Raw genomic sequence first — 26,521 nt, forward strand, 5'->3', positions numbered from 1 at the left:
GCGACCACATAAAAGGGGTCTCTCCCGTCACCGGGAGAACAGGTCAGAATCAGGAGAATAAGATGGCAACTCAGACGCATGGGGCAGAGGTCGTAGACGCCGCACACGGCGCCGCTGAGGCAGGCATGCCGCAGCTCGACTTCGCAACTTTCCCCAACCAGATTTTCTGGCTTCTGGTCACGCTCGTCGTGATCTATTTCGTGCTGTCCAAGATCGCCCTGCCGCGCATCTCCGCGGTGCTCGCCGAGCGCTCCGGCACGATCATGAACGACATCGCCGCCGCCGAAGAGCTCAAGCTCAAGGCGAAAGAGGCCGAGGCGGCCTATGACGCCGCACTCGCCGAAGCCAAAGCACAAGCCCAACAGATTGCGGGCGAGACCCGTGCCGCCATTCAGGCCGATCTCGATGCCGCCACCGCGAAAGCCGATGCGGAGATTTCCGCCAAGGCCGCCGAGTCGGCGAAAGCGATCGACGAGATCCGTGCCGGCGCGGTCGACAGCGTGAAAGAAGTCGCCAAGGAGACCGCCAAGGAACTCGTGGCCGCTCTCGGCACCACCGTCGATGCACGCACCGTCACTGCGGCCGTCACCGCACGGATGAAAGGCTAAGGACATGAAAAAACTTTCTCTCCTTCTCGCCCTCACCACCGCCACCCCGGCACTCGCCGCAAGCTCCAACCCGTTTTCGGGCCATTTCTGGACGCTCACCAACACCAACCTGATCGTCCTTCTGGGCTTTCTCGTGTTCGTTGGCATCCTGTTCTGGAAAAAAGTTCCGTCGATGATCGGCGGAATGCTGGAGCAGCGCGCCGAAGGCATCAAATCCGAGCTCGACGAGGCCCGTGCGCTGCGCGAAGAGGCCCAGTCGATCCTGGCCTCCTACGAGCGCAAACAGCGTGAAGTCCAGGCGCAGGCCGATGCCATCGTCGCTCAGGCGAAGAAGGATGCGGAAGCCGCTGCGGACAAGGCGAAAGAGGACCTCAAGGCCTCCATTGCCCGTCGTCTGGCCGCCGCCGCCGAGCAGATCGACGCCGCCGAAGCTGCCGCCGTGCGCGAAGTGCGTGACACCGCGATCTCTGTCGCCGTGGCTGCCGCTGCGGACGTGATCGCGAAGAACATGGGTGCAACCGAAGCCAATGCCATGATCGACGCGTCGATCGACGAGGTTGCCGCCAAGCTGCACTGATCGGTTTCCTGACCGGACCGACCGGACCCCGAATTGAAAAGCCCCGCCAAAAGCGGGGCTTTTTCTATTCTTGGAACAAGACGAGGACCAATCGGCCAAAATATAAGCTCAAGGCTATGAACAAGGCGGCCAAAAAGGCAAGGATCCCCAGTTGCAACCGTGTCAGCAAAGCATTTTGGGCATAAAAGAAATACGCATAGCTCAACAGTGCCCCAAAAATTGCCGCCATGAGAGAGAGATAGCCAAGAAGGAATATCACTGGATGCCCCTGTTTCTCTGAGGAAGTTTGTGGTGCGGTCTAACGGGCTTTATCCAGGCTGTGAGACAGGCAATCCTGTTTCAGCCAGCCGTTGTGGACGGCCAATGCCAGACATTGTTCGTTTGTCTTCAGGCCAAGTTTTCGTCTGGTGTTCGAGAGATAGAGATTAACGGCGGAATCGCTGATTCCCAGATGCAGGGCCACTTCTCCCAAGCGATACCCATGAGCAAGAAGGCATAGCACCTGGGCCTGACGCGGAGAAAGCGGACTGGGAGTTTCTCCAAGACATTTCATCAATATGGCTCCAACAGGAATTCATCTGGACGCACATGGCGTTTGAAACTCCTTCAGCCCTATGAAACCTCTTTAAGCGCAACAATATGGAGAATTATATATATTCCAATCGACGTGCACCTGTTCCAAGATGCACGCTTTTGCTTGGGTCTGTGTCGATGAAATCTTGCGGCTATGACTTAAGCACGCCCCGTTTCATGGGCGTAGCGCAGGCGGGCGATCTCTTCATTCTGTTCGAATTTTTGCTGATCCTTGAGCGCCTCTTCGACATAGTCGAGATGGCGCGTCACGGCGGCGCGGGCGGCCTCCGGGGTCCGAGCCTGAAGGGCCTCGTTGATCGCGCGATGCTGGTCGAGAAGCTGGGCGCGGTTGGTGCGTTGCTTGAACATCACGGAGCGGTTGTAGAACACGCCCTCGCGCAACAGATCGAACATCGCGCGCATCATATGCAGCATGATCACGTTATGCGAAGCTTCGATGATGGCGAGGTGAAATTCGGCATCGAGCCGGGCCTCTTCTGAGGGATTGCGCTTGGGGTGGGCCGCTTCCATTTTGCGGAAGATCGCGTCGATCACCTTGAGATCGGTGTCGGAGGCCAGTTTCGCGGCGCGCTCGGCGGCGAGCCCCTCCATGTCGCGGCGAAAAGCGACGTAATCGAACACCGCCTCGTCATGGCTTGCGAAGAGCGACACGAGCGCGGGCGAGAAGGCGGACCCCAGGACATCGGCCACGAACACCCCGGCATTGGCACGGGTCTCGATCAGCCCCTTGGCGGACAATTCGGAAATGGCTTCTCGCAGCGATGGCCGGGAGACGCCGAGCCGCTCCGCCAGATCGCGCTCTGAGGGCAGGCGTTCGCCGGGGCGCAGAATGCCGCGCAGGATCAGAAGCTCGATCTGCCGCACGACGGAGGCGCTGAGCTTTTCGGCTTGGATTCTCTGAAACGGCATGGCGGCTCCTTTGGGCAGATTATAGGGCCGCGCCGGGCAGGGAGCCATGAGAAAAACCGGCATGAAAAAAGGCCGGAGCATGCCCCGGCCTTTCGAAATCGTGGCTGAACAACAGATCAGGTCATCGGGGTGATGACGATCTCCACGCGACGGTTCTGAGCCCGGCCTTCGGGGGTCAGGTTGGTTGCGATGGGGGCATCCTCGCCACGGCCAAAGGCCTGAATCCGACCGGAGGCGACACCGTTGGCGCGCAGGATGGTCGCAACGGCAGAGGCGCGGCGGGTCGACAGTTCCTGGTTGTAGGTGGCCGAGCCGGTGTTGTCGGTGTGGCCGATGATCTGCACCGTGGTGCTCGGATAATCCTGAAGGTTGTAGGCCAGAGCGCGCAGGTCGTCTTGCAGCGAGGGCACGACGACGGCACTGTCGGTGGCGAACAGGATGTCCTGCGGCATGGTCACGATGAGCTGCGAACCGGTGTTGACGATCTTGACATCGCCATTCCCCATGGATTGCTGGAGATCGGCGGCCTGTTTGTCGAGCTGGGTGCCGATGGCGCCACCGATGGCCCCGCCGATCATCGCGCCGACGGCGGTCTTGGCCAGCTTGTCATTCTTGCCCGAGGTGGCCGCCGCAGCGATGCCGCCGAGGGTGGCGCCGACGACCGCGCCTTGCGTGGCTTTGGAATTGGCATCGTAAGTGTCCATACAGGCGGTCAGGCCGAAGGCGGAGACCAGCGGGATGGCGATGTAAAGCGGGGATTTCATGTTTGATCCTCCTGAAAAACTGCTCTTGACGCTGGTTTTAGCGCTGTCGCTTGCCTCTGGCACGGTGGATTTTGAGCGATCACGCGAATGTGGCGGGTTTTCGCTCAGGCGCATCGGGCCGCGTCGCGTCGGCCTGCGCACTTTCATAGGCCAGAATCGCGCGTTTTACCGGCAGGCCCCAGTGATAGCCGCCCAGAGCGCCGGTCTTGCGCAGCACCCGGTGGCAGGGGATCAGCCAGCTCACCGGATTGCGTCCGACGGCGGTGCCGACCGCACGCACGGCTTTCGGGTTGCCGATGGCCTGGGCGATGTCGGAATAAGTGGTGACATGCCCGGAGGGGATCGACAGGAGCGCTTCCCAGACCTTGATCTGGAACGGCGCGCCGATAAGGTGGAGCGGCATGGTTCCTCCGCCAAGCGCCGTGTCGATCAGCGGCCGGATGGTTTCAGGCGCTTCGACATAATGCGCGGCGGGCCAGCGGGCAGAAAGATCGGCGAAGGCCGCCTCGCGACCGGTTTCCGAGGTGAAGGCCAGGGCACAAAGCCCGCGATCGGTTGCCATGGCGAGGGCTTCGCCAAAGGGGGTGGTGCAGAGCCCGTAGGAGATGTTGAGACCATCGCCTTTACGGGCGAATTCCCCTGGGGTCATCGCCTCCCAGCGCAGGAACAGGTCATGCAGGCGACCGGTGCTCGAAAGCCCGGTGGCGTCAGCGGTGTCGAGCATGGTGTGGCGGTTGTCGATCAGTGCCTTGGCATGACCGAGCGTGAGATATTGTTGGAAGCGTTTCGGCGAGACGCCGGCCCACTGGGTGAAAAGCTTTTGCAGATGATGCGGACTCATGCCCAGCTCGGCGGCCAAGGCGTCAAGCGACAGGGGCAGGGCGGCGGCGTCGATCAGGTCGATGGCGCGCCGGATGATGTTGTAATGATAACGGTCTTCGAGGGGCAGGGTGGACAAGGCGGTGCTCCGGAGTGACATGCTCTGAGATTAGCGGACCGGGGCCACCGTGCCGACCCGAAACTTGTGCAAAGCTCTGTGATCCGTTCCATTCGGATCAGGCTGCCATGCGTGTGGCAGCGATGGCGGAGCGGGGATGCAGGGCGGCGGCCTCGCCGGGGAGGAGCAGGGGGCGGGCCGTATGCAGCCGCGCCATGGCATCCTGACCGAGTCTCGTGGCGATCTCGGCACGCGCCACGGCGCCGAGCAGGTTGAGCGTGGTCTCCCCGGGAAACAGGCTTTCGAGCCAGACCCCTTCCGCCAGAATGAGCTCATGCTGGCCCATGAGAATGTGGCAATAGCCATAGGCGGGGTCCGCCAGGGACATGCCGCTTTCCTCCTCTGTCGCGATGTCGGAGACCGGCACGAGCACCTCCTCTGTCGCGAAGTGCAGTTCGATCTGTGGTGAGCGCAACAGCACGTGATGGGCCGAGGACAGGACAAGATCGCGATCCGGAATGCGTGTTCCGAGCGCCCCCGCGGCAATGCGCACGGGCGGAGCGACGGAGAGGGGGCTGCGCCCGGTCCAGATCACCGGGCGATAGCCGTGATCGCGGGTCAGAAGGAGATCTCCGGGTCGCAGCCATTCGACCGGTTGTGGGCCCTCCGTCGTTTCGACGACCACGCCGGGGCCAAATCCGGAGAGGGCGCCAGGCGCTGCGCCGTTGTCCATTGCCGTGTTCTCAATCATGTCGATTTTCCCGAAACTCACGGGGCATTTTGCGGCAGAGACCTGAACGCGGGTTTAATCGCCCAGGGCGATTTGCCCTTTGTTTGCATCGCATTTTATGAAAACTTTTCGCGACACAGGAACAGCTTGCCCGACCGGGCCGGACAAGGCATTAGAACCTTTATGACGAAACAGCTCGATTACCACACGATCAAAGAGATTTTCACCCGCTTCCGAGCCGCCGAGCCGGAGCCGAAGGGGGAACTCGATCATACCAATGCCTATACGCTGGTAGTGGCCGTGGCACTGTCTGCGCAGGCCACGGACAAGGGCGTGAACAAGGCGACGAAAGAGCTGTTCAAGATCGCCGACACACCGCAAAAGATGCTCGATCTCGGCGAAGAGGGGCTGATCGCGCACATCAAGACCATCGGGCTTTATCGCAACAAGGCGAAGAACGTCATCAAACTGAGCCAGATTCTCGTCGATCAGTACGAGGGCGAAGTGCCCTCGTCGCGCGCCGCTCTGGAGAGCCTTCCGGGAGTCGGGCGCAAGACCGCCAATGTCGTTCTGAACATGTGGTGGCATGTGCCGACGCAGGCGGTGGACACCCATATCTTTCGTTTCGGCAATCGCTCGGGCGTCGCGGTCGGCAAGGATGTCGTCGCGGTCGAGCGCGCCATCGAAGACCATATTCCCGCCGAATTTCAACAACATGCCCATCACTGGATGATCCTGCACGGGCGCTATACCTGCACCGCGCGCAAGCCGAAATGCAGCGCCTGTCTCATCCGTGACCTCTGTGACTTCGAGGAGAAGAACCTTGACTAAAACCTATCAGGTTGTCGGCATCGGCAACGCCATCGTCGATGTGATCACCCAGGCCGATGACACGTTCCTTGAACTCATGGGGATCGAAAAGGGCATCATGCAGCTTGTGGAGCGCGCACGGGGCGAGATGCTATACGGTGCGATGACCAACCGGGTGCAGACGCCGGGCGGCTCGGTCGCCAATACGCTGGCGGGGCTTGGTGCGCTGGGGCTCAAGACCGGCTTTATCGGCCGGGTGCATGACGACGCTCTGGGGCGGTTCTACGCCGCCGAGATGGAGGCCGATGGCACGTCTTTCGTGAACCCGCCGGTGCCCGGTGGTGAGCTTCCGACCTCGCGGTCGATGATTTTCGTCTCGCCGGATGGCGAGCGGTCGATGAACACCTATCTCGGGATTTCCTCGGAAATCTCGTCGCAGGACGTGCCGGAATCGGCCGCCTCAGACACGGAGATCATGTTCCTCGAAGGCTATCTCTACGACAAACCCAAGGGCAAGGAGGCGTTCAACCGCGCCGCCGAGCTGACCCACAAGGCGGGCGGCATGGTCGGGATTTCGCTGTCCGATCCGTTCTGCGTCGACCGTCACCGTGACGATTTCCGTAAATTTGTGAAGGAAATGGATTTCGTGATCGGCAACGAGCACGAGTGGGAAAGCCTCTACCAGACGGACCTCTCGACGGCGCTGGAAACCGCAGCAAGCGAATCCGGGCTGGTGGTCTGCACCCGCTCCGGCTCCGACGTGGTTCTGGTGCGCGGGGACGAGGAGGCCGTTGTGCCGGTGCATCGCGTGCAGCCGGTCGACACCACCGGCGCGGGCGATCAGTTCGCGGCGGGCTTCCTCTATGGTTTGGCCACCGGCCAGAGCCTTGAGACCAGCGGGCGCATGGGCTGCGTCGCCGCCGCCGAGGTCATCTCTCACATCGGGCCGCGCCCCGAGACAGACATGAAGATTCTGTTCCAGAAACAGGGGCTGATCTGAGGCTTTTCGGATGGCTTAAATACTCGAAACGGCGCGCGGGTTTCCACCTGCGCGCCGTTTTGAGTATTTGGACAGCAAAGGAAACGTCTAGTGCGCTTCCGCCCAGGTGTCGCCGATGCCCGCGTCCACTTCGATCGGGACATCGAGATGCACGGCAGGGGCGGCGGCGCTTTCCATGACGTCCTTGACCACCTCGATCACCGCATCGCAGGCATCTTCGTCCACTTCGAAAATCAATTCGTCATGCACCTGCAACAGCATGGTGGCGGGCAGGTCCTTGATCGCCTCGGGCATGCGGATCATGGCGCGGCGGATGATGTCGGCGGCGGAGCCCTGGATCGGCGCGTTGATCGCCTGACGTTTGGCAAAACCCGCCTGCGGACCTTTGGCGCCGATTTCCGGTGTGTGGATTTTGCGACCGAACAGGGTCTGGACGTATTTGTGATCTTTTGCGAACTCCACCGTGTCGTCCATGTACTGTTTGATGCCCGGGAAGCGTTCGAAATAACGGTCGATGAAGCCCTGTGCCTCGGCACGCGGGATACGCAGGTTGCGGGCGAGGCCGAAACCGGAGATGCCGTAGATGACGCCGAAGTTGATCGCTTTGGCCTGGCGGCGGACCATCGGGTCCATGCCTTCGATCGGCACGCCAAACATCTCGGAGGCGGTCATGGCATGAATGTCCAACCCGTCGCGGAAGGCCTGTTTCAGGCTGTCGATATTCGCGACATGGGCGAGGATGCGCAGCTCGATCTGGCTATAGTCGAGCGAGATGAGTTTGCGGCCCTTGGGGGCGATGAAGGCCTCGCGGATGCGGCGGCCCTCCTCTGAACGCACCGGGATGTTTTGCAGGTTCGGGTCGGAGGAGGACAGCCGCCCGGTGACCGCGCCGGTTTGCAGGTACGAGGTGTGAACGCGGCCCGTTTCGGCGTTGATGAAGGTCTGAAGCGCATCGGTGTAGGTCGATTTCAGCTTGGAAAGCTGGCGCCAGTCGAGCACGCGGGCGGGCAATTCGTGGCCTTCGGCGGCGAGGTCTTCGAGAATGTCGGCGCCGGTCGCATAGGCGCCGGTCTTGCCCTTTTTCCCGCCGGGGAGTGACATTTTGTCGAAAAGAATTTCACCAAGCTGTTTCGGCGAGCCGACGTTGAAATTTTCGCCCGCGAGTTGGTGAATCTCGTCCTCAAGCCCGGCCATTTTCTGGGCGAAGGCATTGGACATGCGCGAGAGCACATCGCGGTCCACGAGTACGCCCGCCATTTCCATCCTGGCGAGCACGGGCGAGAGCGGGCGTTCCAGTGTCTCATAGACCGTGGTGACGCGTTCGGCGTGGAGCTGTGGTTTGAACATCTGCCAGAGGCGCAGGGTGACGTCGGCGTCCTCGGCGGCGTAGGCGACGGCCTTTGTCATCTCCACCTTGTCGAATGTGATCGCCGATTTTCCGCTGCCCAGAAGCTCTTTCGTCGGGATCGGGGTGTGGTTCAGATAGCGTTCGGAGAGCGTATCCATGCCATGGCCGTTGATCCCGGCGTGAAGCGCGTAGGACATCAGCATCGTGTCGTCACAGGGGGCGACTTTGATCCCGTTGCGCGCGAAAATCTTCGCGTCGTATTTCATGTTCTGGCCGATTTTGAGGATGCTCGGATCCTCAAGCACGGGTTTTAGCGCGTCCAGAACCATATTCTTGGCCAACTGCCCGTCGACAAGGTTCGAGCCGCCGAACAAATCGTCCTCTCCCACCGTATGCCCGACCGGAATGTAACAGGCCACGCCCGGCTCGACGCAGAGCGACACGCCCACGAGATCGGCGACCATTTCGTCGAGCCCGGTGGTTTCGGTGTCGACGGCGACATAACCTCGGGCATAGATCGCGTCGATCCAGCGTTCGAGCGCGCCCATGGTCGAGACCTTTTCATAGGCCGCGGTGTCGAAAGGTTTCGATTCCGGCGTCGCGGGGGCGTCGGGGGCGCTGGCCGTCGAGGGAGCCTCGGGGATTGCAGGCGGCGCGACGCCGAACTTGTCGGAGACGCGTTTGACGATGGTGCGGAATTCCATTTTCGACAGGAAGTCCAAAAGCCTGTCGGCGTCCGGTTCCTGAACCTCAAGACTGTCGAGGGTGAAATCCAGCTCCATGTCGCAGACGAGCTTCACCAGCTCGCGGGAAATCCGGATCTGCTCCGCTTTGTCGATCAGGGTCTCGCGGCGTTTCGGTTGTTTGATCTCTTCGGCGCGGGCCAGCAGGCTGTCGAGATCGCCGAATTCGTTGATCAGAAGCGCGGCGGTCTTGAGCCCGATCCCCGGCGCGCCGGGCACGTTGTCGACCGAATCGCCCGCAAGCGCCTGAACGTCCACCACCCGCTCCGGGCCGACGCCGAATTTCTCCTCGACGCCCTCGCGGTCGATGCGCTTGTTCTTCATCGGGTCGAGCATTTCGACCCCGTCGCCGACCAACTGCATCAGGTCCTTGTCCGAGGAGATGATCGTCACCCGGCCACCGGCGTCGCGCGCCTGATGCGCCAGCGTGCCGATGACATCATCGGCCTCGAACCCCTGAATTTCGATGCAGGCGACGTTGAACGCGCGGGTCGCTTCGCGGGTCAGCGGGAATTGCGGCACGAGGTCTTCGGGCGCGGGCGGGCGGTTCGCCTTATAGGCGGGGTAGAGATCGTTGCGAAAGGTCTTGCCGGAATGATCGAAAATCACCGCCGCATGGGTCGGTGCATCATGGCCGCTGGCGTCCTCGATATACTTGTAAAGCATGTTGCAAAAACCCGAGACGGCGCCCACCGGGAGGCCATCGGATTTGCGCGTCAGCGGGGGAAGCGCATGATAGGCCCGAAAGATAAAGGCCGATCCGTCGATCAGATGCAGGTGGCTGCCCTTGCCGAATGTCATGTTGCGCGTTTCCCGTCCCGGTTTCATTCGCGCCTTGATAACACGGAAGCCCGGACCGGCTGCAAGCACCTAAGCCGGGGCGGAGCGCTTGCGCGCCATTTTGTCCTTCGCCTGCCCGCTCAGGCCACGCGGGAGGAATTCACCCCTTCGAGCATGCCTTCCGCCATGAAATAGAGGAATTGCTCCCAGGCGTCGGCCAATTCGTCCGTCCAATGCGTATCGGTCGCTTCGGCAAAGGCCTTGATGATTTGCCCGATCAGGAAGGGGTGCTTTTCACGCCACGAGCCGTAATGCGCATAGTCCTGCCCCATCTTGTGCAATGTCGCAAACAGGGCGGTGGGATGATCGGCCGAGAGAAGTGCGAGTTCGATCAGCCCGTCCAGCACGCGTGCACGTTGGCACAGGCTGCCGTCATATTGCGCTGCGGCCTTGGGATCTTCCCCGACTTGCCGGTCGTAGACAGGGATGAAAATATCCGGTCGCTTCGGTGACAGCGCCCGGAAATTGTTGCGCACGAGCGCGATTTGACGGGCCGAAGGCATGATGCGTCTCCCAAGTCTGTTGGAAAGACGTTACAGGCCAAGCCTTAATGAAAAGAGAACATTCCGGAAAAATCGCTCACGCGTCGCTGAGGCGGGCGCTTTCGTGGATGTATTTCTTGTCGCAATAGGGGCATTCGACAAACCCCGTGTCATGCGGAATCACGAGCCAGACGCGCGGATGTCCAAGCGCGCCCTCGCCCCCATCGCAGGCCACTTTCCAGGAGGAGACCACTTCGGTTTCCGGCGCTTCAATCGTCATCTCTGTCGTTCCTTTTGCTTTGAACGTGCGGTCAGCACAGTCTTTGGCGGAGCGTGTGGGTCTTTGCAAGGGGGGCTGTGTGGCCCGTGCGGTTGCCGAGTGCCCAGAGACCGCCTAGATCAGGCCTGCATGATAGTCATCCGCGGGATGCGGACAAGAGGCAAACCGCGGGCACTCGGCCCCGGAAAGGGAATGCATGAGACACGCAATCGAGATCGAAGCCCTGCGCAAGACTTATGCGGGGGGCAAGGGGCAGGCGCCGAAAGAGGCGCTCATGGGAGTGGATTTGAGCATCCCGCAAGGCTCGATCTTTGGCCTTCTGGGGCCGAACGGTGCGGGCAAGTCGACGATGATCAACATCCTTGCCGGGCTGGTGATCAAGACCTCCGGTCGGGTGAAGATCTGGGGCTTCGATCAGGATGTGAACCCGCGTCAGTCGCGCGCCGCCATCGGGGTGATGCCGCAGGAACTGAACCTCGATCCGTTCTTTACCCCGCGTGGCGCGCTTGAGGTGCAGGCCGGGCTTTATGGCGTGCCGAAACGCGATCGGCGCACCGATGAGATTCTTGAATTGATCGGGTTGACCGACAAGGCCGATTCCTATGCCCGGACGCTTTCGGGCGGGATGCGGCGGCGGCTTTTGCTTGGCAAGGCGCTGGTGCACAACCCGCAGATCCTCGTGCTCGACGAACCCACCGCAGGGGTCGATATCGAGCTGCGTCAGATGCTCTGGACCAATGTCCGCAAGCTTAACGAAGAGCGCGGCATGACGATCATCCTGACCACGCATTACCTCGAAGAGGCGCAGGAGATGTGTGACGAGATCGCCATCATCAATCATGGCGAGCTGATCAAGCGCGACACGACGAAAAACCTGCTGGGGATGATGGATGCCAAGACGCTTGTGATCGAACCGGAGGGCGCGGCCCCCGAGATCGTGGGCCTGCCCGAAGGCGTCAAGATGGAGCGGCGCCGGGATGGCACGCTGTCCTTCGATTTTTCCCGGCGTCAGACCTCGGTCGGTGCGATCATCGACGCGGTGCAGGCGGCGGGGATCACCATTGGCGATGTGCGCACGATGGAGCCCGATCTGGAAGACGTCTTCGTCAATCTGACCTCAGGGAAATGAGATCCGGTTTTCCGATGGTTGAAATACTCAATAAAAACCCCGCGTTTCGCGGGGTTTTCTCATGATATGATGTAAATCTCAGTCGCAGACCAGCGGCCCGCAGGGTTCGCCGCCCAGGAGATGGACGTGGAAATGCGGCACTTCCTGATGCGAGTTCGCGCCGGAGTTGGTGATCAGGCGAAACCCGTCACCGCCCGCGGATTCGGCCACGCCCACACGTTCGGCCACCTTGGCCACGGAGCGAAAGAAATCGAGCTGTTCGGCATCGGAAGCCGCCTGTACGAAATGGTCGTAGCAGCGGTAGGGGCCTTTCGGGATCACCAGCACATGGGTCTTTTTCTTCGGCGAAATGTCGGGGAAGGCCAGTGTGTGCTCGCTTTCGAAAACCGGCTTCGCGGGGATCTCGCCACGCAGGATTTTCGCAAAGATATTCTGATCGTCATAGGTGTAGGGCATCGTGGCCTCCCTTGCAGCGTGTCTCGAAATCCGAGGTACTCAGGTTTTCAAAACGTCGCAATCGCAAAGCGATGTGGTGACGTTTTCGTTCAATCCGTTTCAGATTAAACGAAAAAGGCTCAGTCGGAAAACAGGTAGTGCATCGAGACGATCTCGCGCGCGGTTTCTTCGGGAATGCCGAGGAAGCGGGCAAGGGGGCGCGCATTTTCCTCCGGGGTGCTGGATTGCGAGATGCGCTCGTAATGGTCGAATTCGGCGTCGCGGATGCGGTCGCTCTCGTGATTGATGTCGGCGCGGATCGTCGGCAAAAGGCGCTGGAGCGCCTCTTCGGGCGTCTGTTCTCCCGCAAGCCCGGTGCGTTTGGCGTGACCCGCCAGATAGTCGTCGGTGAACTCGCAGTCGATCTCAAGCACCCGCGTGCCGGAGCGGTCGGCATTGAAATCGCGGATCAGTTCGATGCCCTGCGGGTCGAGACAGACCACCATCTTGTCGGCGTCGAAATAGTCGAACAGCATCCGCACCCAGGCCCGCCGGTGCCGGGTGCGTTTCTCGAGGCTTTTCTCGATGCCTCCGAGATCGGGCAGGTAGGTGTTTTCCTCGTTGAACAGATATTCGAGACAGGGAATGTCGGAGTGATCCTTGATCCGTGAGACCAGTCGCTTGGCGACGTGCCATTTCTTGCAGACGATCATCAAAAGCTCGCGGTCCCGGCCCAGCGTGCTTTCGGTCTCCCAGAAGCGTTGCGCGAACCGCCGCCCGTCCCGTCCGCGCCCGGTGAGGAAGTTGAACAGCGACCGCCCCTCGTTGGAAATCTGGAACTCGACCCCGGTGGCAGCGAACAGATCGCCCAGGCGTTTTTTCAACTCCTTGGCTTCGGGAGAGATTTTCCGAGCGAACAGATAATCCTGCGACAGGAGAAGGTCGTAGTGGTCGTTATAGAACACCACGGGCATGCCGTAATCGGTGAACATCAGAAAGGTGAGCGTTCGCGTCTTGATCTCGTTTTCCGGCACGAGATGGCGCACGAGGGTCTGAAAGAATGTCTCGTCGGGAATCCATGTGGTGCGGAAGAATTTCATCACGTCCTTGCGGCTCCGGGTAAAGTCGAGAATCCATTCGATCGTGCGGCGGCGCAGGCACCACCATTGCGAGCCGATCATGATTTGCAGATCCTCGGGGATCTCGCGTTGGAGGCCAAGCCGCCGCTGCATCCAGAAGCTTTGATAAAACAGCCACTTATGCGTGCGCTCATTGAACCAGTGGCGATAGATCAGCCGCTCTTCCTTGATCCCTGTCTTGATCCAGTCGCTCTCGAAAAAGTCGAAGCTTTCGATGACATCCACATCCTCGCGGTCGAGGTAATCGTGGATATATTCGGCGGTCTTGATCGCCATGCAATCGCCCGAGAGCATGTAGAAATGCGTGGCGCGCGGAAAGGCCGCCTCCGCCGCCTCGATGGCGTAAAGCGTGGCTTCGACAAGGCTCCATTCCCCCCAGCCGCATTTGATCCGCTTGGTGGCATAGGCGACGTTGGGATTGTCCTTGAGCCCTTCCCGGATCGCCTCGAACGCCTCCTTGCCGCCGCGCGCGTCGAAATGGATGGCGATGTAGTCGCCCGCACGGGTCAGACGCCGGGCTTGATCTATGATCGCTTCCGGGTCCTTATGGCACAGCAAGATGAAGGCAATTCGTGCCATATTGGAAACCGTAACCTCATTTCTAACGCATTGTTCACATACAAGCGTAACCAATCATTGAATAATCAAGGCGAATTTGCTTTTAAAGCGAAAAGGCGCGCGGGTGTCGCGACATAAACGGAGTTGTGGTAAATATGGGCTTTCCCGGAACCTGGATGACCGAAAGCGAGAGCGTGGTATACCGCGTTGTCCCGAAATGTGCCTGTTCGACCATCGGTCAGATCATGTTCTATTCCGACCACGGCGAGTTCTTCGACGGTGACATTCACGACAGCAAGGATCGCCTGCACAAATGGTCGCAAGAAGAAAGCCAGGCGCCGATCGAAGCCAATGTCCTGGCGCATAAATCCTATGCCTTCACCTGTGTGCGCAATCCCTACACCCGGGTTTTGTCATCGTTTTTCGACAAGATCTGTGGCATTCAGCGCAACGGCAGCCGCTATCGCGGCAAGCTCGTGCCGCAGCTCATCCAGAAATACGGTATCGAGGTCGGCGGCGAGGACGGCAAGCAGGAGTTCGACCAGATCGCCAGCTTCCGCCGATTCCTTTTGTTCGTGCGCGACACCATCCGTTTTCGCCGCCCGATGGACCCGGACATTCACTGGTCCGCGATGGCGGGGCATGTGTCCACGTTCATTGTGAACGGCGGCACTTACGACAAGATTTTCTTCACCGAGAAATTCAACGAGGGCATGCAGGAGGTGCTCGATCATATCGAGACACCCTATCCGGTCGACCTGGCGCAAATTCCGCGCTTCAACGAATCCGAGGGTCATGGGCCGAAGCGGCTGCATCCGGTGGAGGATTATTTTGACGACCTTTCGATGCATCTGATGTGGGAAATCTACAAAAAGGATTTCCAGCTTTTCAAATACGATTTCGAAAACCCGGCCAACAAGATGCCGACCGGTGAGATAGATCTGGCCGAGGTGCATGCAAAGCTCGGCGACTGATATTTGTCCAGACATTCAAGAGGAAATCATGAAAATCATTGAAGACGCCCCGCGCATCCTTGTGGGGATTGCGGTGCTTTTGTTCGTGGCGCAAGTCATGGGGGTGATGGTCAGTTCTTACGCAAGTGCCCGCACGGGGGCGTTGGGCAGCGGATATGCTTTGATCAACTTTCTCCTGAGTTTCGCTGCTGCCACATTCCAGCCGGCACTGCTGATCGGACTTGCCGCCGTGGTGGAGGCGCTGCGGCGCTCCTGATCGCAAGCCCCGTTTGTGGAAAAACGCCGTCGGGAAACCCGGCAGCGTTTTCGTGTGTGTCGTGGGGAGGGCGCAGGCGCCCCCCGGAGGTTTGCCGACCGCTTATTGGTAGGTGTCGGCGGTTTTGATTGCGAGCGGCGCGCCGTTGCTGCCAACCAGAACGAATTCCACGTCGGAGGTCGGAGCGGCGGTCAGACGCACTTTGACGTTGGTGTTTGCGCCAGCGTTCACATCGGCGGCACCGAGCAGGGCGCCGCGTTCGCCGCCGTGGAAGTTGTAGACTTGCAGCGTGGCGTTTTCATCGGCGCGCACGAGGTCCACGGAAGCCACGGTTTTCAGATCGCTCTGGTCGCCGGGGATGATGTAGTTCGGGCCAGCGAAAGCGGCGGAACCTGCAACGGCAACGATGGCGGCGGCGGAGAGAGTTTTCAGAGAGAAGGTCATTGTTTTGGTCCTTTGTGTATCTGTGTCTTTAATGGTGTCCGGCGCGGTCTGTGTATTTTTGCGCCGTTCGATGAAAATGAATTTAGGGTTTTGTCGTTCGTGTGTAAATGCGAACTAATATTCAAAATATGACCTCATGATGTGCGAAAAAGCTGATCACATTTTCGGGATTTTGACTGGAAATCGCCAAAATTTTTATATTGATGTGAAAATTGTAGCAATGTGCGCATTCACACATAAGTGAGATGTCTTGCGCGACGGTTTGGGAATAAAGCCACGTCAGGCCTGTCCGGGACACATCGGGTGCGAGTTCCGCCCGCGGCTGTGGCGCAATTTCCTCTGGTATTTCCCGTGTATTGGAGCATGGATAGGTCCATGGCTCATGATCATCATGCTCACACACATCACCATCACCACCACATCGCCCCGGATGCGGGCGACGCGCGCGTTGCGGGGGCGATTGCCGTCAATCTGTTGCTGACCGTTGCGCAGATCGTCGGCGGGGTGATCTCCGGCTCCATGGCCCTGATCGCCGATGCGATCCACAACCTCTCGGATGCGATTTCCCTCGTCATCGCCTTTGGCGCGCGCAAGATCGCACGGCGGCCCCGCGACGGTGCGATGACCTTTGGATACGGGCGGGCGGAGGTCGTGGCAGCGATGGTCAATTACACCACATTGGTGGTGATCTCGGTCTATCTCTTCGCCGAAGGGGTTTCGCGCCTGTTCAACCCGCCGGAGGTGGCGGGCTGGACCGTTGTGATCATCGCGGGGATTGCGCTTGTCGTCGATCTGGTGACGGCGGCGCTCACCTGGGCCATGTCGAAGGACAGTCTGAACATCCGCGCCGCCTTCCTGCACAACCTCGCCGATGCCGGGACCTCGGTGGCGGTGATCGTCGGTGGCGTGGTGATCCTGTTGTGGGACTGGCGGTTGATCGACCCGATCCTGACCATCCTGATCGCGGTCTATATCCTCATGCACGCCTTCGTCGAAATCCGCCCGGTGATCCGAATCCTGATGCTCGGCGCGCCGGAAGGGCACAGGGCGGGGGACGTGGCGCGCGCCATGGCCGAGGTCGAGGCGGTCGAGGATGTGCACCATGTGCATCTCTGGCAGATCGACGAACACCGCACCTCCGTCGAGGCGCATGTGGTGACCGCAGGCGACCCGGCCGAAGTGCTTGGGGCGCTCAAGCGGGTTCTGCGCGACCGTTTCGGCATCGCTCATTCCACGCTCGAAGTCGAAGCGCCCGGGGCGGGCTGTGCCGGAGAGGCGCCGGGGGTTCAGCCGCTGAGCTGATCCGTCACGCCGATTGCGCCTGCCGGAACCACTCGAGCCCGTCTTCGGTGCGTGTCTTCGGCATGTATTCGGCGGAGATCCAGCCGGAATAGCCGCTATCGTCCACCGCCCGGAACAGTGCCGGGTAGTCGATCAGACCTTTCACCGGTTCGTGCCGCTCAGGCGCGCCCGCGATCTGGATGTGCCGGACATAGGGCGCGTAACGCTCCCAGGCGGCCATCGCGTCGCCGGTGATGATCTGGGCGTGATAGGCGTCGAACTGGAGCCCGAGGTTCAGCTCCGCCACCGCATCGAGCACCTCGATTGCCAGATCGAAATCGTCGAGAAAATAGCCCGGCATGTCATGCGGGTTGATCGGTTCGATGGTGAGGCTCATGTTCGGCGCTTCCTGCGCCGCCCAGGCCAGATTGCGCTTGTAGGTCTCAAGCGCCACCACACCCTTGGCCTTGCCCGCCATGATATGCATATGCCCGGCCTTGAGGAACTCGGCATATCTGAGCGCGCGTTTGAAATCGCGCCGGAACCGTTCTTCCAATCCCGGCACGGCGGCAAAGCCGCGCTCGCCCCCGGTGTAATTTGGCGGCGGCACATTGATCAGCGCCATTTCGAGGTCGAGATCCTGCATCCGCCAGGCAATTTCCGAGGCCGGTTCGTCATAGGGAAACAGAACTTCGACCGCCTTGAAACCTGCTGCCTTCGCCTCGGCGAAGCGTTCGAGGAAAGGGTATTCCTTGAACAGGAAAGACAGGTTGGCGGCGAATTTGGGCATCGGGTCAGGCGGGGTTCAGGTCAGGTCGCAGGCTTTCGCGATTTCGAAAAACGTGTTTTTCGACCAGACGCCAAAAACCGCCTCGCCGTCAATCTCCCGCGTGACAGCATGGTCAACGAGCCGGAAAAAGCTCTTGCGGTCGATCAGCGCCTCAAGCCCCGCACGCACCTCCACGTAAGGCGCGGGTTCACCGTCGCGGGTCGCGACCCGGATCGGGTGCTCCGCATCCGCCGTGACCCGGTCGCCGACCGAGGTCAGAAAAGTCAGGCTTTGCGCCTCGCCCTCGCCCTCTGCGTCGAAATCGACGGCCAGAAACGGCGCGTCATCGACGGTGATTCCCACCTTTTCCACTGGCGTCACAAGGAAATAGCGGTCTCCTTCGCGTTTCAGGACGGTGGAGAAGAGCCGCACCAAAGGCGCGCGCCCGATCGGGCTGCCGAGATAATGCCATGTCCCGTCGCGGGCGATCCGCATGTCGAGATCGCCACAGAACGGCGGATTCCAGCGTTCGACCGGCGGTAATCCGCGGCCTTCCGCCGACTTGATCGCCGCGGCAATGCTCTCTGCGGAAACACTCATCGGAAAATCCCCCTTTTAACCCTTTTGTCATTTGTGCTTTTGCACGCAGGTGTCCTTAATAGTGTCACGGAATGACATCGGAGGTGAAGCCATGACTGAAACCGACATGACCGAAACCGACCTTGCGGCAGAGATCGACGCGCTGGGCGCGAAACTGGCCGAGGCCAAGGCCTCGATCACCCGCCGTTTCATCGGTCAGGAGACCGTGGTCGATCTGGTTCTGTCTTCGATGCTCTGCGGCGGTCATGCTTTGCTTTTGGGTCTTCCGGGGCTGGGCAAGACGCGTCTGGTCGATACGCTCTCGACGGTCATGGGTCTCAAGGGCGCGCGGGTACAGTTCACCCCCGACCTGATGCCCGCCGATATTCTCGGCTCCGAGGTGCTGGAAACCGCCCCCGACGGTTCGCGTGCGTTCCGCTTCATCGAAGGGCCGGTGTTCTGTCAGCTCCTCTTGGCCGACGAAATCAACCGCGCCAGCCCCCGCACCCAATCCGCGCTGTTGCAGGCGATGCAGGAGAAATCCGTCACCATCGCCGGGCAGCCGCACGATCTCGAAGCGCCGTTTCACGTCCTTGCCACGCAAAACCCTTTGGAACAGGAGGGCACCTATCCGCTCCCCGAGGCTCAGCTCGACCGTTTCCTCGTTCAGGTCGATGTCGAATATCCCGACCGCGCGACCGAGCGTGACATCCTGATTGCCACCACTGGTGCGGATGAGGGCGAAGCGCATCCGGTCTTCACCGCCGCCGAGCTGATCCGCGCACAGACCCTGTTGCGCAAAATGCCGGTGGGCGAACAGGTCGTTGAAATGATCCTCGATCTGGTGCGCGCCTGCCGTCCGAACGAGCCGGAGGCGACGGATGCGGTGAACGCCTCCGTCGCCTGGGGGCCGGGGCCACGCGCCGCGCAGGCGCTGATGCTCACCACCCGCGCGCGTGCTTTGCTCGACGGTCGTTTGGCCCCCAGCACGGAAGACGTTCTGGCCATGGCGCGCCCGGTGCTCATTCACCGCATGGCCCTGACTTTTGCGGCCCGCGCGCGTGGCGAGGATCTGGGCGCGATCATCGCCTCTGTGGCCGCCGCCGCCATGGATGCCCGGTCCGCCGCGTGAGCGAAAATCCCGCCCCCGCCGCCCTGCGCGCCCGCGCAGAGACGCTCTCCGCCCCCTTGCCGCCCTTGCAGGCCCGGGCCGAACAGCTTGCCCGCGCAATGCTGATCGGCGGGCACGGGCGTCGGCAATCCGGCATGGGTGATGAATTCTGGCAATACCGCCCGGCGCAGGCGGGCGATCCGGGCCGTGCCATCGACTGGCGGCGTTCTGGCCGCTCCGACGGGCATTATGTGCGGGAAAAGGAATGGCAGGCGGCGCAGTCGGTGCATCTCTGGGTCGATCTTTCGGCCTCGATGAGTTTCACCTCCGGCAAGGCGATCCCGCCGAAATCCGACCGCGCGGCTTTGCTTGCCATGGCTTTGTCGATCCTTCTGATGAAAGGCGGCGAACGTGTGTCACTCGCCTCTCTCGGCACGCCGCCCCGCATCGGGACACTGCAACTCCGGCGTATCGCCGAAGGCCTCTCACAACAGGGCGAAGCGGATTACGGCGCGCCCGATGCGCGCCTCTTCCTGCCCCATGCCCGCGCTCTGTTCCTGTCGGATTTCCTCGGCCCCATCGAGGCGATTGAAGACGCCGTCGGCATGGCCTCCGATCGCGGCATTTCCGGCGTGCTCTATCAAATTCTCGACCCCGCCGAAGAGGCGTTTCCTTATCAGGGCCGCACGGTCTTTACCTCCATGAGCGGGACCGTGCGCCATGAGACCCTGCGCGCGGGCGATCTGCGCGACCGCTATCTGGAGCGCCTTGCCGAGCGCAAAGATCACCTGAGCCGCATCGCCCATCATGCCGGTTGGCGGTTTGCCACGCACCATACGAACGGAGCCGATTTGCCCGCACTTCTGTGGCTTTACGAGGCCTTGGAGGGCCCGCGCTGATGTGGATTCTTGGCCCCATCGGGTTCACCGCGCCTTGGGCGCTCCTCGCGCTCGCCTTTTTGCCGATCCTCTGGATTTTGCTGCGCGCCGTGCCGCCCGCGCCGGTCAAACGCCGCTTTCCTGGGGTCGCGCTTCTTTTGGGTCTGAAGGACGACGAGGTCGAAGCCGACCGCACGCCCTGGTGGCTTCTGCTCCTGCGCATGCTGGCGGTTGCCGCGCTCATTATTGCCTTCGCGGGTCCCGTCCTGAACCCGCGCGTCGAACGCGGCGGCTCCGGGCCGCTTCTGGTTCTGATGGATGCAAGCTGGGCCTCCGCGCCGGATTGGACCCTGCGTATGGGGCGCCTCGGTCAGGCGCTCGATGAGGCGGAGGCCGACGGGCGAACCCTATGCATTCTGCCCGCCAGTGATCTGCCCGCCGAAGGCTGCGCCTTTCTCTCCGCCGCCGATTGGCGTCCGCGCCTCGCCGGGATCAAGCCCGCCGGTTTCGCGCCCGATATGGATGCTTTGAGTGGCGCATTGACCACGCTCCCCGATGGGGTCGAAACGCTCTGGCTCTCCGACGGTCTGGCGCGCGACGGGCGCGATCGCGTGTTGTCTCTGTTGCAATCTCATGGCCCCGTCACGGTGTTCGAAACCGGGCGAGATCGTCTGGCGCTTGGGGCTTTGTCGCTTACGGACACTGGGGTCACGCTCCCGGTTTTGCGCGCAGGCGAGGGGCCGCGCGACGTGACCGTTGTCGCCCATGGCACCGATCCTGCCGGGGTGGCGCGCGAGCTGGCACGGCAAGAGGTCACGCTCGATGGCGCGCGGGCAGAGGTGATCTTCGATCTGCCTCCCGAATTGCGCGCCCGTGTCAGTCGTTTCGAGATCGAAGGCGAGCGCAGCGCCGGGGCCAAACGTCTCACCGACGACAGTCTCAAACGCCGCGAGGTCGGGATCGTGTCCGTGCGTGAAGGCGGCGAGGGGCTGCAACTTTTGTCGCAACTGCATTACCTGCGCGCCGCCCTGTTCGGCAAAGCCGATGTGATCGAGGGTGCTCTGGAAGACCTGATCATGGCCAACCCGGATGTGATCGTTCTGGCCGATGTGGCGCAGCTTTCGGGCGGGGAGAGCGCCGATCTTCTGGAGTGGCTGAGCAAAGGCGGGCTGCTCCTGCGCTTCGCCGGGCCGCAGCTTGCCGCCTCCGATGTGGCGCGGGACGCGGAAGACCCGCTGATGCCCGTGCGTCTGCGCGCAGGCGGGCGCACACTTGGGGGTGCGATGAGTTGGGGCGAGCCGAAACGCCTGCGCCCCTTTGCCGAGACCTCGCCGTTTTACGGCCTGCCGGTTCCCGAGGATGTCGAGGTGAATGCGCAGGTCATGGCCCAGCCCGATCCCGAACTGGCCGCCCGCACCATCGCGACGCTCGAAGATGGCACGCCGCTTGTCACACGCAAGGCGCTGGGGCAGGGGCAGGTCGTTTTGTTCCACGTCACGGCCAATGCCGAATGGTCCACGCTGCCTTTGTCGGGCCTCTTTGTGTCGATGCTGGACCGGCTTTCCGTGACGTCTCAGGCGGCGTTTCTGGAGGCCGATGACCTCTCCGGCCAAAGCCTTCAGCCGCAGCAGCTCATGGACGGGTTCGGCACGCTCACGGATGCCGGGACGGTGCCGCCGGTCGCAGGCGAGGCGTTCGCCGAAGCCCATGCCTCCCGCGCGACGCCGCCGGGGCTCTATCAGGGCCGCGATGCGCTTCGGGCGCTCAATGTGATGGCGGAAGGCGACACCCTGACCGCCGCAAGCTGGCCCTCCGACGTGCCGCTCTCCGGTGTGACGGCAGCGCGTGAACGCCCGCTCTCGCCCGCGCTTTTGCTCGCCGCTCTGGCGCTTTTGGCCGCCGATCTTTTGGCCTCGCTCTGGCTTTCCGGGCGGCTTTTCGGCGCGCGGGCCGTGCCGGTCCTGCTTCTCGCGCTGGCGCTCTCGCCGCAAGATCTGCGCGCCCAAAGCCCCGACGATTTCGCGCTTCTCGCCTCGTCCGAATTGACGCTCGCCTATGTCAAAACCGGCGATGCCGCGCTCGATCGCACCTCCGAAGCGGGGCTTCAGGGCCTCTCCAACATGCTCACCGCGCGCACCTCCGTCGAACCTGCGGCGCCCATGGGCATTGATCTCGAAACCGATCCGCTCGGGTTCTTCCCGCTGCTCTATTGGCCCGTGACCACGACGCAGCCCATGCCCTCCGCCGCCGCCTATACCAAGCTCAACGCCTATCTGCGCACTGGCGGCGTGATCGTGTTCGACACGCGCGACGCCGATGTCGCCGCTTTCGGGGCCGCGACTCCCACCGGCACCCGGCTTCAGGCGCTGGCCTCCCCGCTCGACATCCCGCCGCTCGAGCAGATCCCCGAGGATCACGTTCTGACCCGCGCCTTCTACCTGTTGCGCGATTTTCCGGGCCGTCATGCCGAAGGCACGCTTTGGGTCGAAGCCTCGCCAGACTCCGAACAGGCCGAAGGCATGCCGTTTCGCAACCTCAATGACAATGTGACTCCGGTGATCATTGGCGGGGGCGATTGGGCGGCGGCCTGGGCGGTGGAGGATAGCGGCTTTCCGATGCTGCCCGTGGGCCGTGGCTTCGCAGGCGAACGGCAACGCGAAATGGCCTATCGTTTCGGCATCAACCTCGTGGTCTATGTGCTGACCGGCAATTACAAATCCGATCAGGTCCATGTCCCCGCACTTCTCGACAGGTTGGGCCAATGATCCGCGATCTTGCCTTCTCCCCGCTCATTCCATGGCCGGTGCTGGCCGGTCTGGCCGCCTTCACCGCCCTGCTGATCGCCTTTGCGGCCTTCCGGGGGCTCTCCGGCTGGGCCTTCCGCGCTTTGGCGACCCTTGGCATTCTCGCCTTTCTCTGTGGGCCGTCGCTCCGCGAAGAACAGCGTGATCCGCTGTCCGATATCGTCTTCCTCGTGGTCGATGAAAGTGCCTCGCAAATGCTTTCGACCCGCCCCGGACAACTTGACGAGGCCCGCGCAACGTTGGAAGCGCGCCTGTCCGCGCTGCCCAATACCGAGTTGCGGGTGATCACGCTGGGCGATGCGCCGGACAATCGCGGCACGCTTTTGATGACCGCTCTGACGGAAGCCATGGCGGACGAGCCGCGCGGGCGGCTTGCGGGGGCGTTCCTGCTCTCGGACGGTCAGCTTCATGATGTCGACATCGCCCCGGATTTCCCCGCGCCGGTGCATCTTTTGCTGACCGGGGAGCCGGAGGATTGGGACCGGCGTCTTGTGATCGAAAGCGCGCCGTCTTTTGCCATTCTCGACGAAGAAGTCACGCTCAAACTCCGCGTCGAGGATCAGGGCAACCGCCCCGCAGGTCTTCCCGATCTCACCGATCTGATGATCTCCATCGACGGCGAAGCGCCCGAACGCTTCACCGTGCCCATCGGTCGCCCGCTCGACGTGCCGCTCAAACTGGCGCATGGCGGCATGAACGTCATCCAGTTCACCCTGCCCGAAGCCCCCGGCGAGATCACCCCCCGTAACAACAGCGCCATGGTCCAGATCAACGGCGTGCGCGACCGGTTGCGCGTGCTTCTCGTGTCCGGCGAGCCGCACAATGGCGAGCGCACATGGCGCAACCTGTTGAAATCCGACCCTTCCGTCGATCTCGTCCACTTCACCATTCTCCGCCCGCCCTCGAAACAGGATGGCGTGCCTGTGACCGAGCTGTCGCTGATCGCGTTTCCGACCCGCGAGTTGTTCATGGAGAAGGTCGACGATTTCGACCTGATCATTTTCGACCGCTACAAATTGCGTGGCATCCTGCCTGCCTCCTATCTCGACAATATCGCGCGCTATGTCGAAGACGGCGGCGCGGTGCTCTTCGCCGCCGGTCCCGATTTCGCCACCGCCGACAGCCTCTATCGTTCGCCTTTGGCCCGTGTCATCCCGACCGCACCGACGGGCCGGGTGATCGAGGAACCCTTCCTGCCGCGTCTCACCGATCTCGGCGCGCGCCACCCGGTGACCGAAGGTCTCGGCGGGTTGCGCACAGGGGACGATCCGACTTGGGGCCGCTGGTTCCGTCAGGTCGAACTGGACCCCGGCGAGACCGGCGAAACCGTGATGTCCGGCGTCGATGGGCGGCCTTTGCTGGTGCTCGACCGGGTGGGCGAGGGGCGCGTGGCCGTGCTGGGCTCGGATCACGCCTGGCTCTGGACCCGTGGCGTCGAGGGCGGTGGGCCGCAACTCGAATTGTTGCGCCGTCTCGCGCATTGGATGATGAAAGAGCCGGATCTCGAAGAAGAGGCCCTGACTGCCACGGCTGAGGGCAACACGCTGATCATCACGCGGCGCAGCCTGACCGAGGGCGCGCGGTCGGTGACGGTCGAGACGCCGGACGGCTCCGTTGTGGAGATCCCGATGGAAGAGATCGCGCCGGGCCGTTTCGTGGCCGAGCTGACCGAGGGCGAGATGGGGCTGTACCGACTCCGCGAAGGCGACCAGAGCGCCGTCATGGTCCTTGGCCCCGCAGCGCCGCGCGAATTCGAAGAAACCATCGCCACGGGGGACAAGCTCGCCCCGGTGATCAAAGCCTCGGGGGGCGGTACTTTCGCGCTTTCCGATGGCCTGCCCACGATCCGAACCGTCCCCGAGGGCCGCGTCGCCCATGGTCGCGGCTGGATGGGCATCACGCCCCGCGAGGCCTATGTGACTCAATCGACCCGGCTGATGCCGGTCTTGCCGGGCTGGGTCTGGCTGCTGCTCTTGGCGGGGCTGTCGGTGGTGGCGTGGCTCAGGGAAGGGCGGCGATAGGCGTCCGCGCTTTGAGAGAAGGCTTTTGAAACACAAACACCCCCGGCACAGTGACGTGTCGGGGGTGTTTCGTTGCAGAGGGGTCAGGCCGTCAGGGCCAAAGCGCCACCGCCGAGCAGGACCTGCACCAGAAGCGCCACGGCCCAGAAGGCCGGATATTCCCAGCCGCCGTTTTCGTTGGTGAACCAGAAGCCGTTTTTGCCGTGGGCAAGGATCGCGGCACCCAGAAGGGTCGGGATCAGGAGAAGCGCGACGAGGCTGGTTTGGAAGCCGAGGATCAGGGCGATGCCGCCCAGCGTTTCGGCGGCGATGGTCAGGTAGGCGAACCAGCCCGGCACGCCGAGGGAGGCAAAGAAGCCCGCGGCCCCTTTGGGCGTAAAGACGAAGTATTTCAGGTAAGCGTGGGCCAGAAAGAGACCACCAAGAGAGACGCGCAGCAGCAGGGCGGCAAGCGCGATGGCGGTGACGGAACCGGCGCCGGCGACGCCGAGGATGTTGGAAGAAAGGTCGATCATGTCTGTGTCCTCATCAAAGCCGCGACGTGCGGCGTTTCGTTGAGGAGAGAGATAGGCCTATTCTATTTGGCTTTATATGTTGAAGGTGTGGAATGACTTTCTTCAATTCGTTCTGAATATGGTCGTATGGGCTTTCTCTGATTTTCTCGGTGAGGCACGGAGGGATGCCGTCTCACTCTGAAACTGCCCGACGAAAGTCCGACAAAAGTCCGACGCTTTGCCGACACAGGAATTCAGGTGATTTTCGACCCGGATCAGGGTTCTTTCCGAAGCAGGATCGCGCGCGAGCTTGAGGCGAATTCGCGGCGCAGCATGATGGCGATCACAAGAGTGCTGCCAATCAGTAAACCGACCGGGCCGAGGAGCCAGGACAGGGCACCTAAAGCGAAATAAATGCCTCTGATCCCCGAATTGAACGCCCGCGCGGCGGTGATGTTCAATTCGCCCGCCTTCTGTGCGCGGGGCAGGGCTTTGGGGTCGTTTTCATCGTTGCTGACCGAGGCCATGACCACACCGCAATAGCCGAACAACCGGCTCGACCAGATGAATCTCAGGAAGGCGTTGGTGATGAAAAACAGCGCCAGAAGAATCTTCACCTCCCAGATGATCTGTGGCGCATCCAGCGCCAGATCGCGCGCCACGCCGCTCAGGCGCTCGGCGTTGGAGATTGCGGCCAGCCCGCCACCGATGGCGATCAGGCAGGCGGAGGCGAGAAAACTCGTGCCTTCTCTGAGGGTTGAGAGCACGGTGGCGTCGAAGATTCGCGGCTTTCGGGTGATCATATGGACCATCCACTCGCGCCGGTAATCGGCGACCAGCACCGAGGTCGAGATCCGCGATTTGGGCGGGTTCTCGATGACATAGCCCAAAAGCCCCCAGGCCCCGACCAGATAGATCACGGCGATGGCGTCGAGCGCGCTGAAATGTCGAAGCTGGTCAATGAGTTCCATGGGGGCAGCATTACGCAAGAGCGGCATGCTTGTCACATCCAAAAATTGGTTTTAAA

At 61.8% G+C, this 26,521-nt stretch carries 27 protein-coding genes; 12 read left to right on the forward strand and 15 right to left on the reverse strand.

The features are described 5' to 3' along the window. Positions 1–62 precede the first annotated feature (62 nt). On the forward strand, positions 63–608 hold the full coding sequence (locus CEW89_RS16110) for a F0F1 ATP synthase subunit B' (RefSeq protein WP_096806581.1): 546 nt from the start codon (positions 63–65) through the stop codon (positions 606–608). A 4-nt stretch (positions 609–612) separates the two neighbouring features. Beyond that, positions 613–1,185, forward strand: coding sequence for a F0F1 ATP synthase subunit B (locus CEW89_RS16115; protein ID WP_096806582.1), 573 nt, complete (start codon positions 613–615; stop codon positions 1,183–1,185). Positions 1,186–1,483: 298 nt separating this feature from the next. Here CEW89_RS16115 and CEW89_RS21515 read toward each other — a convergent pair whose 3' ends face one another. The 5 genes from CEW89_RS21515 to CEW89_RS16145 all read right to left on the reverse strand — a co-directional run bounded on the left by CEW89_RS21515 (position 1,484) and on the right by CEW89_RS16145 (position 5,140). Further along, positions 1,484–1,738, reverse strand: coding sequence for a helix-turn-helix domain-containing protein (locus CEW89_RS21515; RefSeq protein ID WP_081423733.1), 255 nt, complete (start codon positions 1,736–1,738; stop codon positions 1,484–1,486). A gap of 179 nt (positions 1,739–1,917) precedes the next feature. Further along, positions 1,918–2,688 (reverse strand): FadR/GntR family transcriptional regulator, encoded by a 771-nt coding sequence (locus CEW89_RS16130; protein WP_096807271.1) that lies wholly within the window; start codon positions 2,686–2,688, stop codon positions 1,918–1,920. Between the two features lie 116 nt (positions 2,689–2,804). After that, positions 2,805–3,452, reverse strand: coding sequence for a YiaD family glycine zipper/OmpA-like lipoprotein (locus tag CEW89_RS16135; protein WP_066702029.1), 648 nt, complete (start codon positions 3,450–3,452; stop codon positions 2,805–2,807). A gap of 79 nt (positions 3,453–3,531) precedes the next feature. Continuing rightward, on the reverse strand, positions 3,532–4,401 hold the full coding sequence (locus tag CEW89_RS16140; RefSeq protein ID WP_238379676.1) for a methylated-DNA--[protein]-cysteine S-methyltransferase: 870 nt from the start codon (positions 4,399–4,401) through the stop codon (positions 3,532–3,534). Positions 4,402–4,507: 106 nt separating this feature from the next. Beyond that, positions 4,508–5,140, reverse strand: a complete 633-nt coding sequence (locus CEW89_RS16145) for a Hint domain-containing protein (RefSeq protein WP_096806583.1) — start codon at positions 5,138–5,140, stop codon at positions 4,508–4,510. A gap of 162 nt (positions 5,141–5,302) precedes the next feature. Between CEW89_RS16145 and nth the strand changes: the two genes are divergently transcribed. Both nth and CEW89_RS16155 read left to right on the forward strand, forming a co-directional pair. Further along, positions 5,303–5,950 carry an endonuclease III gene (gene nth, locus CEW89_RS16150; protein WP_066702020.1) on the forward strand — a complete coding sequence of 216 codons (648 nt, stop codon included), beginning with the start codon at positions 5,303–5,305 and terminating at the stop codon, positions 5,948–5,950. After that, complete coding sequence (locus CEW89_RS16155; protein ID WP_096806584.1) at positions 5,943–6,929, forward strand: adenosine kinase; 987 nt, start codon at positions 5,943–5,945, stop codon at positions 6,927–6,929. The genes nth and CEW89_RS16155 overlap by 8 nt, the downstream gene beginning before the upstream one ends. Positions 6,930–7,016: 87 nt before the next feature. On the opposite strand, the gene polA is transcribed toward CEW89_RS16155, so the two are convergent. The 3 genes from polA to CEW89_RS16170 all read right to left on the reverse strand — a co-directional run bounded on the left by polA (position 7,017) and on the right by CEW89_RS16170 (position 10,622). After that, positions 7,017–9,848 carry a DNA polymerase I gene (gene polA / locus CEW89_RS16160; RefSeq protein ID WP_425321009.1) on the reverse strand — a complete coding sequence of 944 codons (2,832 nt, stop codon included), beginning with the start codon at positions 9,846–9,848 and terminating at the stop codon, positions 7,017–7,019. 92 nt (positions 9,849–9,940) lie between these two features. After that, the gene (locus CEW89_RS16165) at positions 9,941–10,363 is read right to left on the reverse strand and encodes a globin family protein (protein WP_096806585.1); all 423 of its coding nucleotides are present in this window, start codon (positions 10,361–10,363) and stop codon (positions 9,941–9,943) included. A 76-nt stretch (positions 10,364–10,439) separates the two neighbouring features. Then, the gene (locus CEW89_RS16170) at positions 10,440–10,622 is read right to left on the reverse strand and encodes a zinc-finger domain-containing protein (RefSeq protein ID WP_066702008.1); all 183 of its coding nucleotides are present in this window, start codon (positions 10,620–10,622) and stop codon (positions 10,440–10,442) included. Between the two features lie 196 nt (positions 10,623–10,818). Between CEW89_RS16170 and CEW89_RS16175 the strand changes: the two genes are divergently transcribed. Then, positions 10,819–11,751, forward strand: a complete 933-nt coding sequence (locus CEW89_RS16175) for an ABC transporter ATP-binding protein (protein ID WP_096806586.1) — start codon at positions 10,819–10,821, stop codon at positions 11,749–11,751. A 78-nt stretch (positions 11,752–11,829) separates the two neighbouring features. Here the strand turns inward: CEW89_RS16175 and CEW89_RS16180 are convergent, their stop codons facing one another. Together CEW89_RS16180 and CEW89_RS16185 are read right to left on the reverse strand one after the other, a co-directional pair. Then, on the reverse strand, positions 11,830–12,207 hold the full coding sequence (locus CEW89_RS16180; RefSeq protein WP_096806587.1) for an HIT domain-containing protein: 378 nt from the start codon (positions 12,205–12,207) through the stop codon (positions 11,830–11,832). 119 nt (positions 12,208–12,326) lie between these two features. Further along, positions 12,327–13,904 (reverse strand): DUF5928 domain-containing protein, encoded by a 1,578-nt coding sequence (locus CEW89_RS16185; protein ID WP_096806588.1) that lies wholly within the window; start codon positions 13,902–13,904, stop codon positions 12,327–12,329. A gap of 134 nt (positions 13,905–14,038) precedes the next feature. Between CEW89_RS16185 and CEW89_RS16190 the strand changes: the two genes are divergently transcribed. Together CEW89_RS16190 and CEW89_RS16195 are read left to right on the forward strand one after the other, a co-directional pair. Next, positions 14,039–14,857: a sulfotransferase family protein gene (locus CEW89_RS16190; protein WP_066701988.1), complete on the forward strand. Its 819-nt coding sequence runs from the start codon at positions 14,039–14,041 to the stop codon at positions 14,855–14,857. Between the two features lie 28 nt (positions 14,858–14,885). Continuing rightward, on the forward strand, positions 14,886–15,113 hold the full coding sequence (locus tag CEW89_RS16195; RefSeq protein ID WP_066701973.1) for a hypothetical protein: 228 nt from the start codon (positions 14,886–14,888) through the stop codon (positions 15,111–15,113). A 102-nt stretch (positions 15,114–15,215) separates the two neighbouring features. Here CEW89_RS16195 and CEW89_RS16200 read toward each other — a convergent pair whose 3' ends face one another. Further along, positions 15,216–15,557, reverse strand: coding sequence for a hypothetical protein (locus tag CEW89_RS16200; protein WP_096806589.1), 342 nt, complete (start codon positions 15,555–15,557; stop codon positions 15,216–15,218). Positions 15,558–15,932: 375 nt separating this feature from the next. Between CEW89_RS16200 and CEW89_RS16205 the strand changes: the two genes are divergently transcribed. Then, complete coding sequence (locus CEW89_RS16205; RefSeq protein WP_066701967.1) at positions 15,933–16,859, forward strand: cation diffusion facilitator family transporter; 927 nt, start codon at positions 15,933–15,935, stop codon at positions 16,857–16,859. Between the two features lie 4 nt (positions 16,860–16,863). Here CEW89_RS16205 and CEW89_RS16210 read toward each other — a convergent pair whose 3' ends face one another. Next, positions 16,864–17,628 carry a hydroxypyruvate isomerase family protein gene (locus CEW89_RS16210; RefSeq protein WP_096806590.1) on the reverse strand — a complete coding sequence of 255 codons (765 nt, stop codon included), beginning with the start codon at positions 17,626–17,628 and terminating at the stop codon, positions 16,864–16,866. A 15-nt stretch (positions 17,629–17,643) separates the two neighbouring features. Continuing rightward, entirely contained in the window at positions 17,644–18,207 is a 564-nt protein-coding gene (locus tag CEW89_RS16215) for a DUF1285 domain-containing protein (RefSeq protein WP_066701961.1), read from the reverse strand. Between the two features lie 106 nt (positions 18,208–18,313). Here CEW89_RS16215 and CEW89_RS16220 point away from each other — a divergent pair, with 106 nt between their 5' ends. Genes CEW89_RS16220 through CEW89_RS16235 form a run of 4 tightly spaced genes read left to right on the forward strand, consistent with a single transcriptional unit; the run spans position 18,314 to position 25,000 of the window. After that, positions 18,314–19,318 carry an AAA family ATPase gene (locus CEW89_RS16220; protein WP_096807273.1) on the forward strand — a complete coding sequence of 335 codons (1,005 nt, stop codon included), beginning with the start codon at positions 18,314–18,316 and terminating at the stop codon, positions 19,316–19,318. Continuing rightward, complete coding sequence (locus tag CEW89_RS16225) at positions 19,315–20,196, forward strand: DUF58 domain-containing protein (RefSeq protein ID WP_244906087.1); 882 nt, start codon at positions 19,315–19,317, stop codon at positions 20,194–20,196. The genes CEW89_RS16220 and CEW89_RS16225 overlap by 4 nt, the downstream gene beginning before the upstream one ends. Continuing rightward, positions 20,196–22,940, forward strand: a complete 2,745-nt coding sequence (locus tag CEW89_RS16230; protein ID WP_096806591.1) for a DUF4159 domain-containing protein — start codon at positions 20,196–20,198, stop codon at positions 22,938–22,940. Before CEW89_RS16225 ends, CEW89_RS16230 begins: the two co-directional genes overlap by 1 nt. Beyond that, complete coding sequence (locus CEW89_RS16235; RefSeq protein WP_096806592.1) at positions 22,937–25,000, forward strand: hypothetical protein; 2,064 nt, start codon at positions 22,937–22,939, stop codon at positions 24,998–25,000. Before CEW89_RS16230 ends, CEW89_RS16235 begins: the two co-directional genes overlap by 4 nt. 83 nt (positions 25,001–25,083) lie before the next feature. On the opposite strand, the gene CEW89_RS16240 is transcribed toward CEW89_RS16235, so the two are convergent. After that, a complete protein-coding gene (locus CEW89_RS16240) occupies positions 25,084–25,515 on the reverse strand; it encodes a DoxX family protein (protein WP_096806593.1) in 432 nt (143 codons plus the stop codon). Between the two features lie 254 nt (positions 25,516–25,769). Next, complete coding sequence (locus CEW89_RS16245) at positions 25,770–26,465, reverse strand: DUF599 domain-containing protein (RefSeq protein ID WP_096806594.1); 696 nt, start codon at positions 26,463–26,465, stop codon at positions 25,770–25,772. Positions 26,466–26,521 lie beyond the last annotated feature (56 nt).

Source organism: Celeribacter ethanolicus (assembly GCF_002407265.1).
GTDB lineage: Bacteria > Pseudomonadota > Alphaproteobacteria > Rhodobacterales > Rhodobacteraceae > Celeribacter > Celeribacter ethanolicus.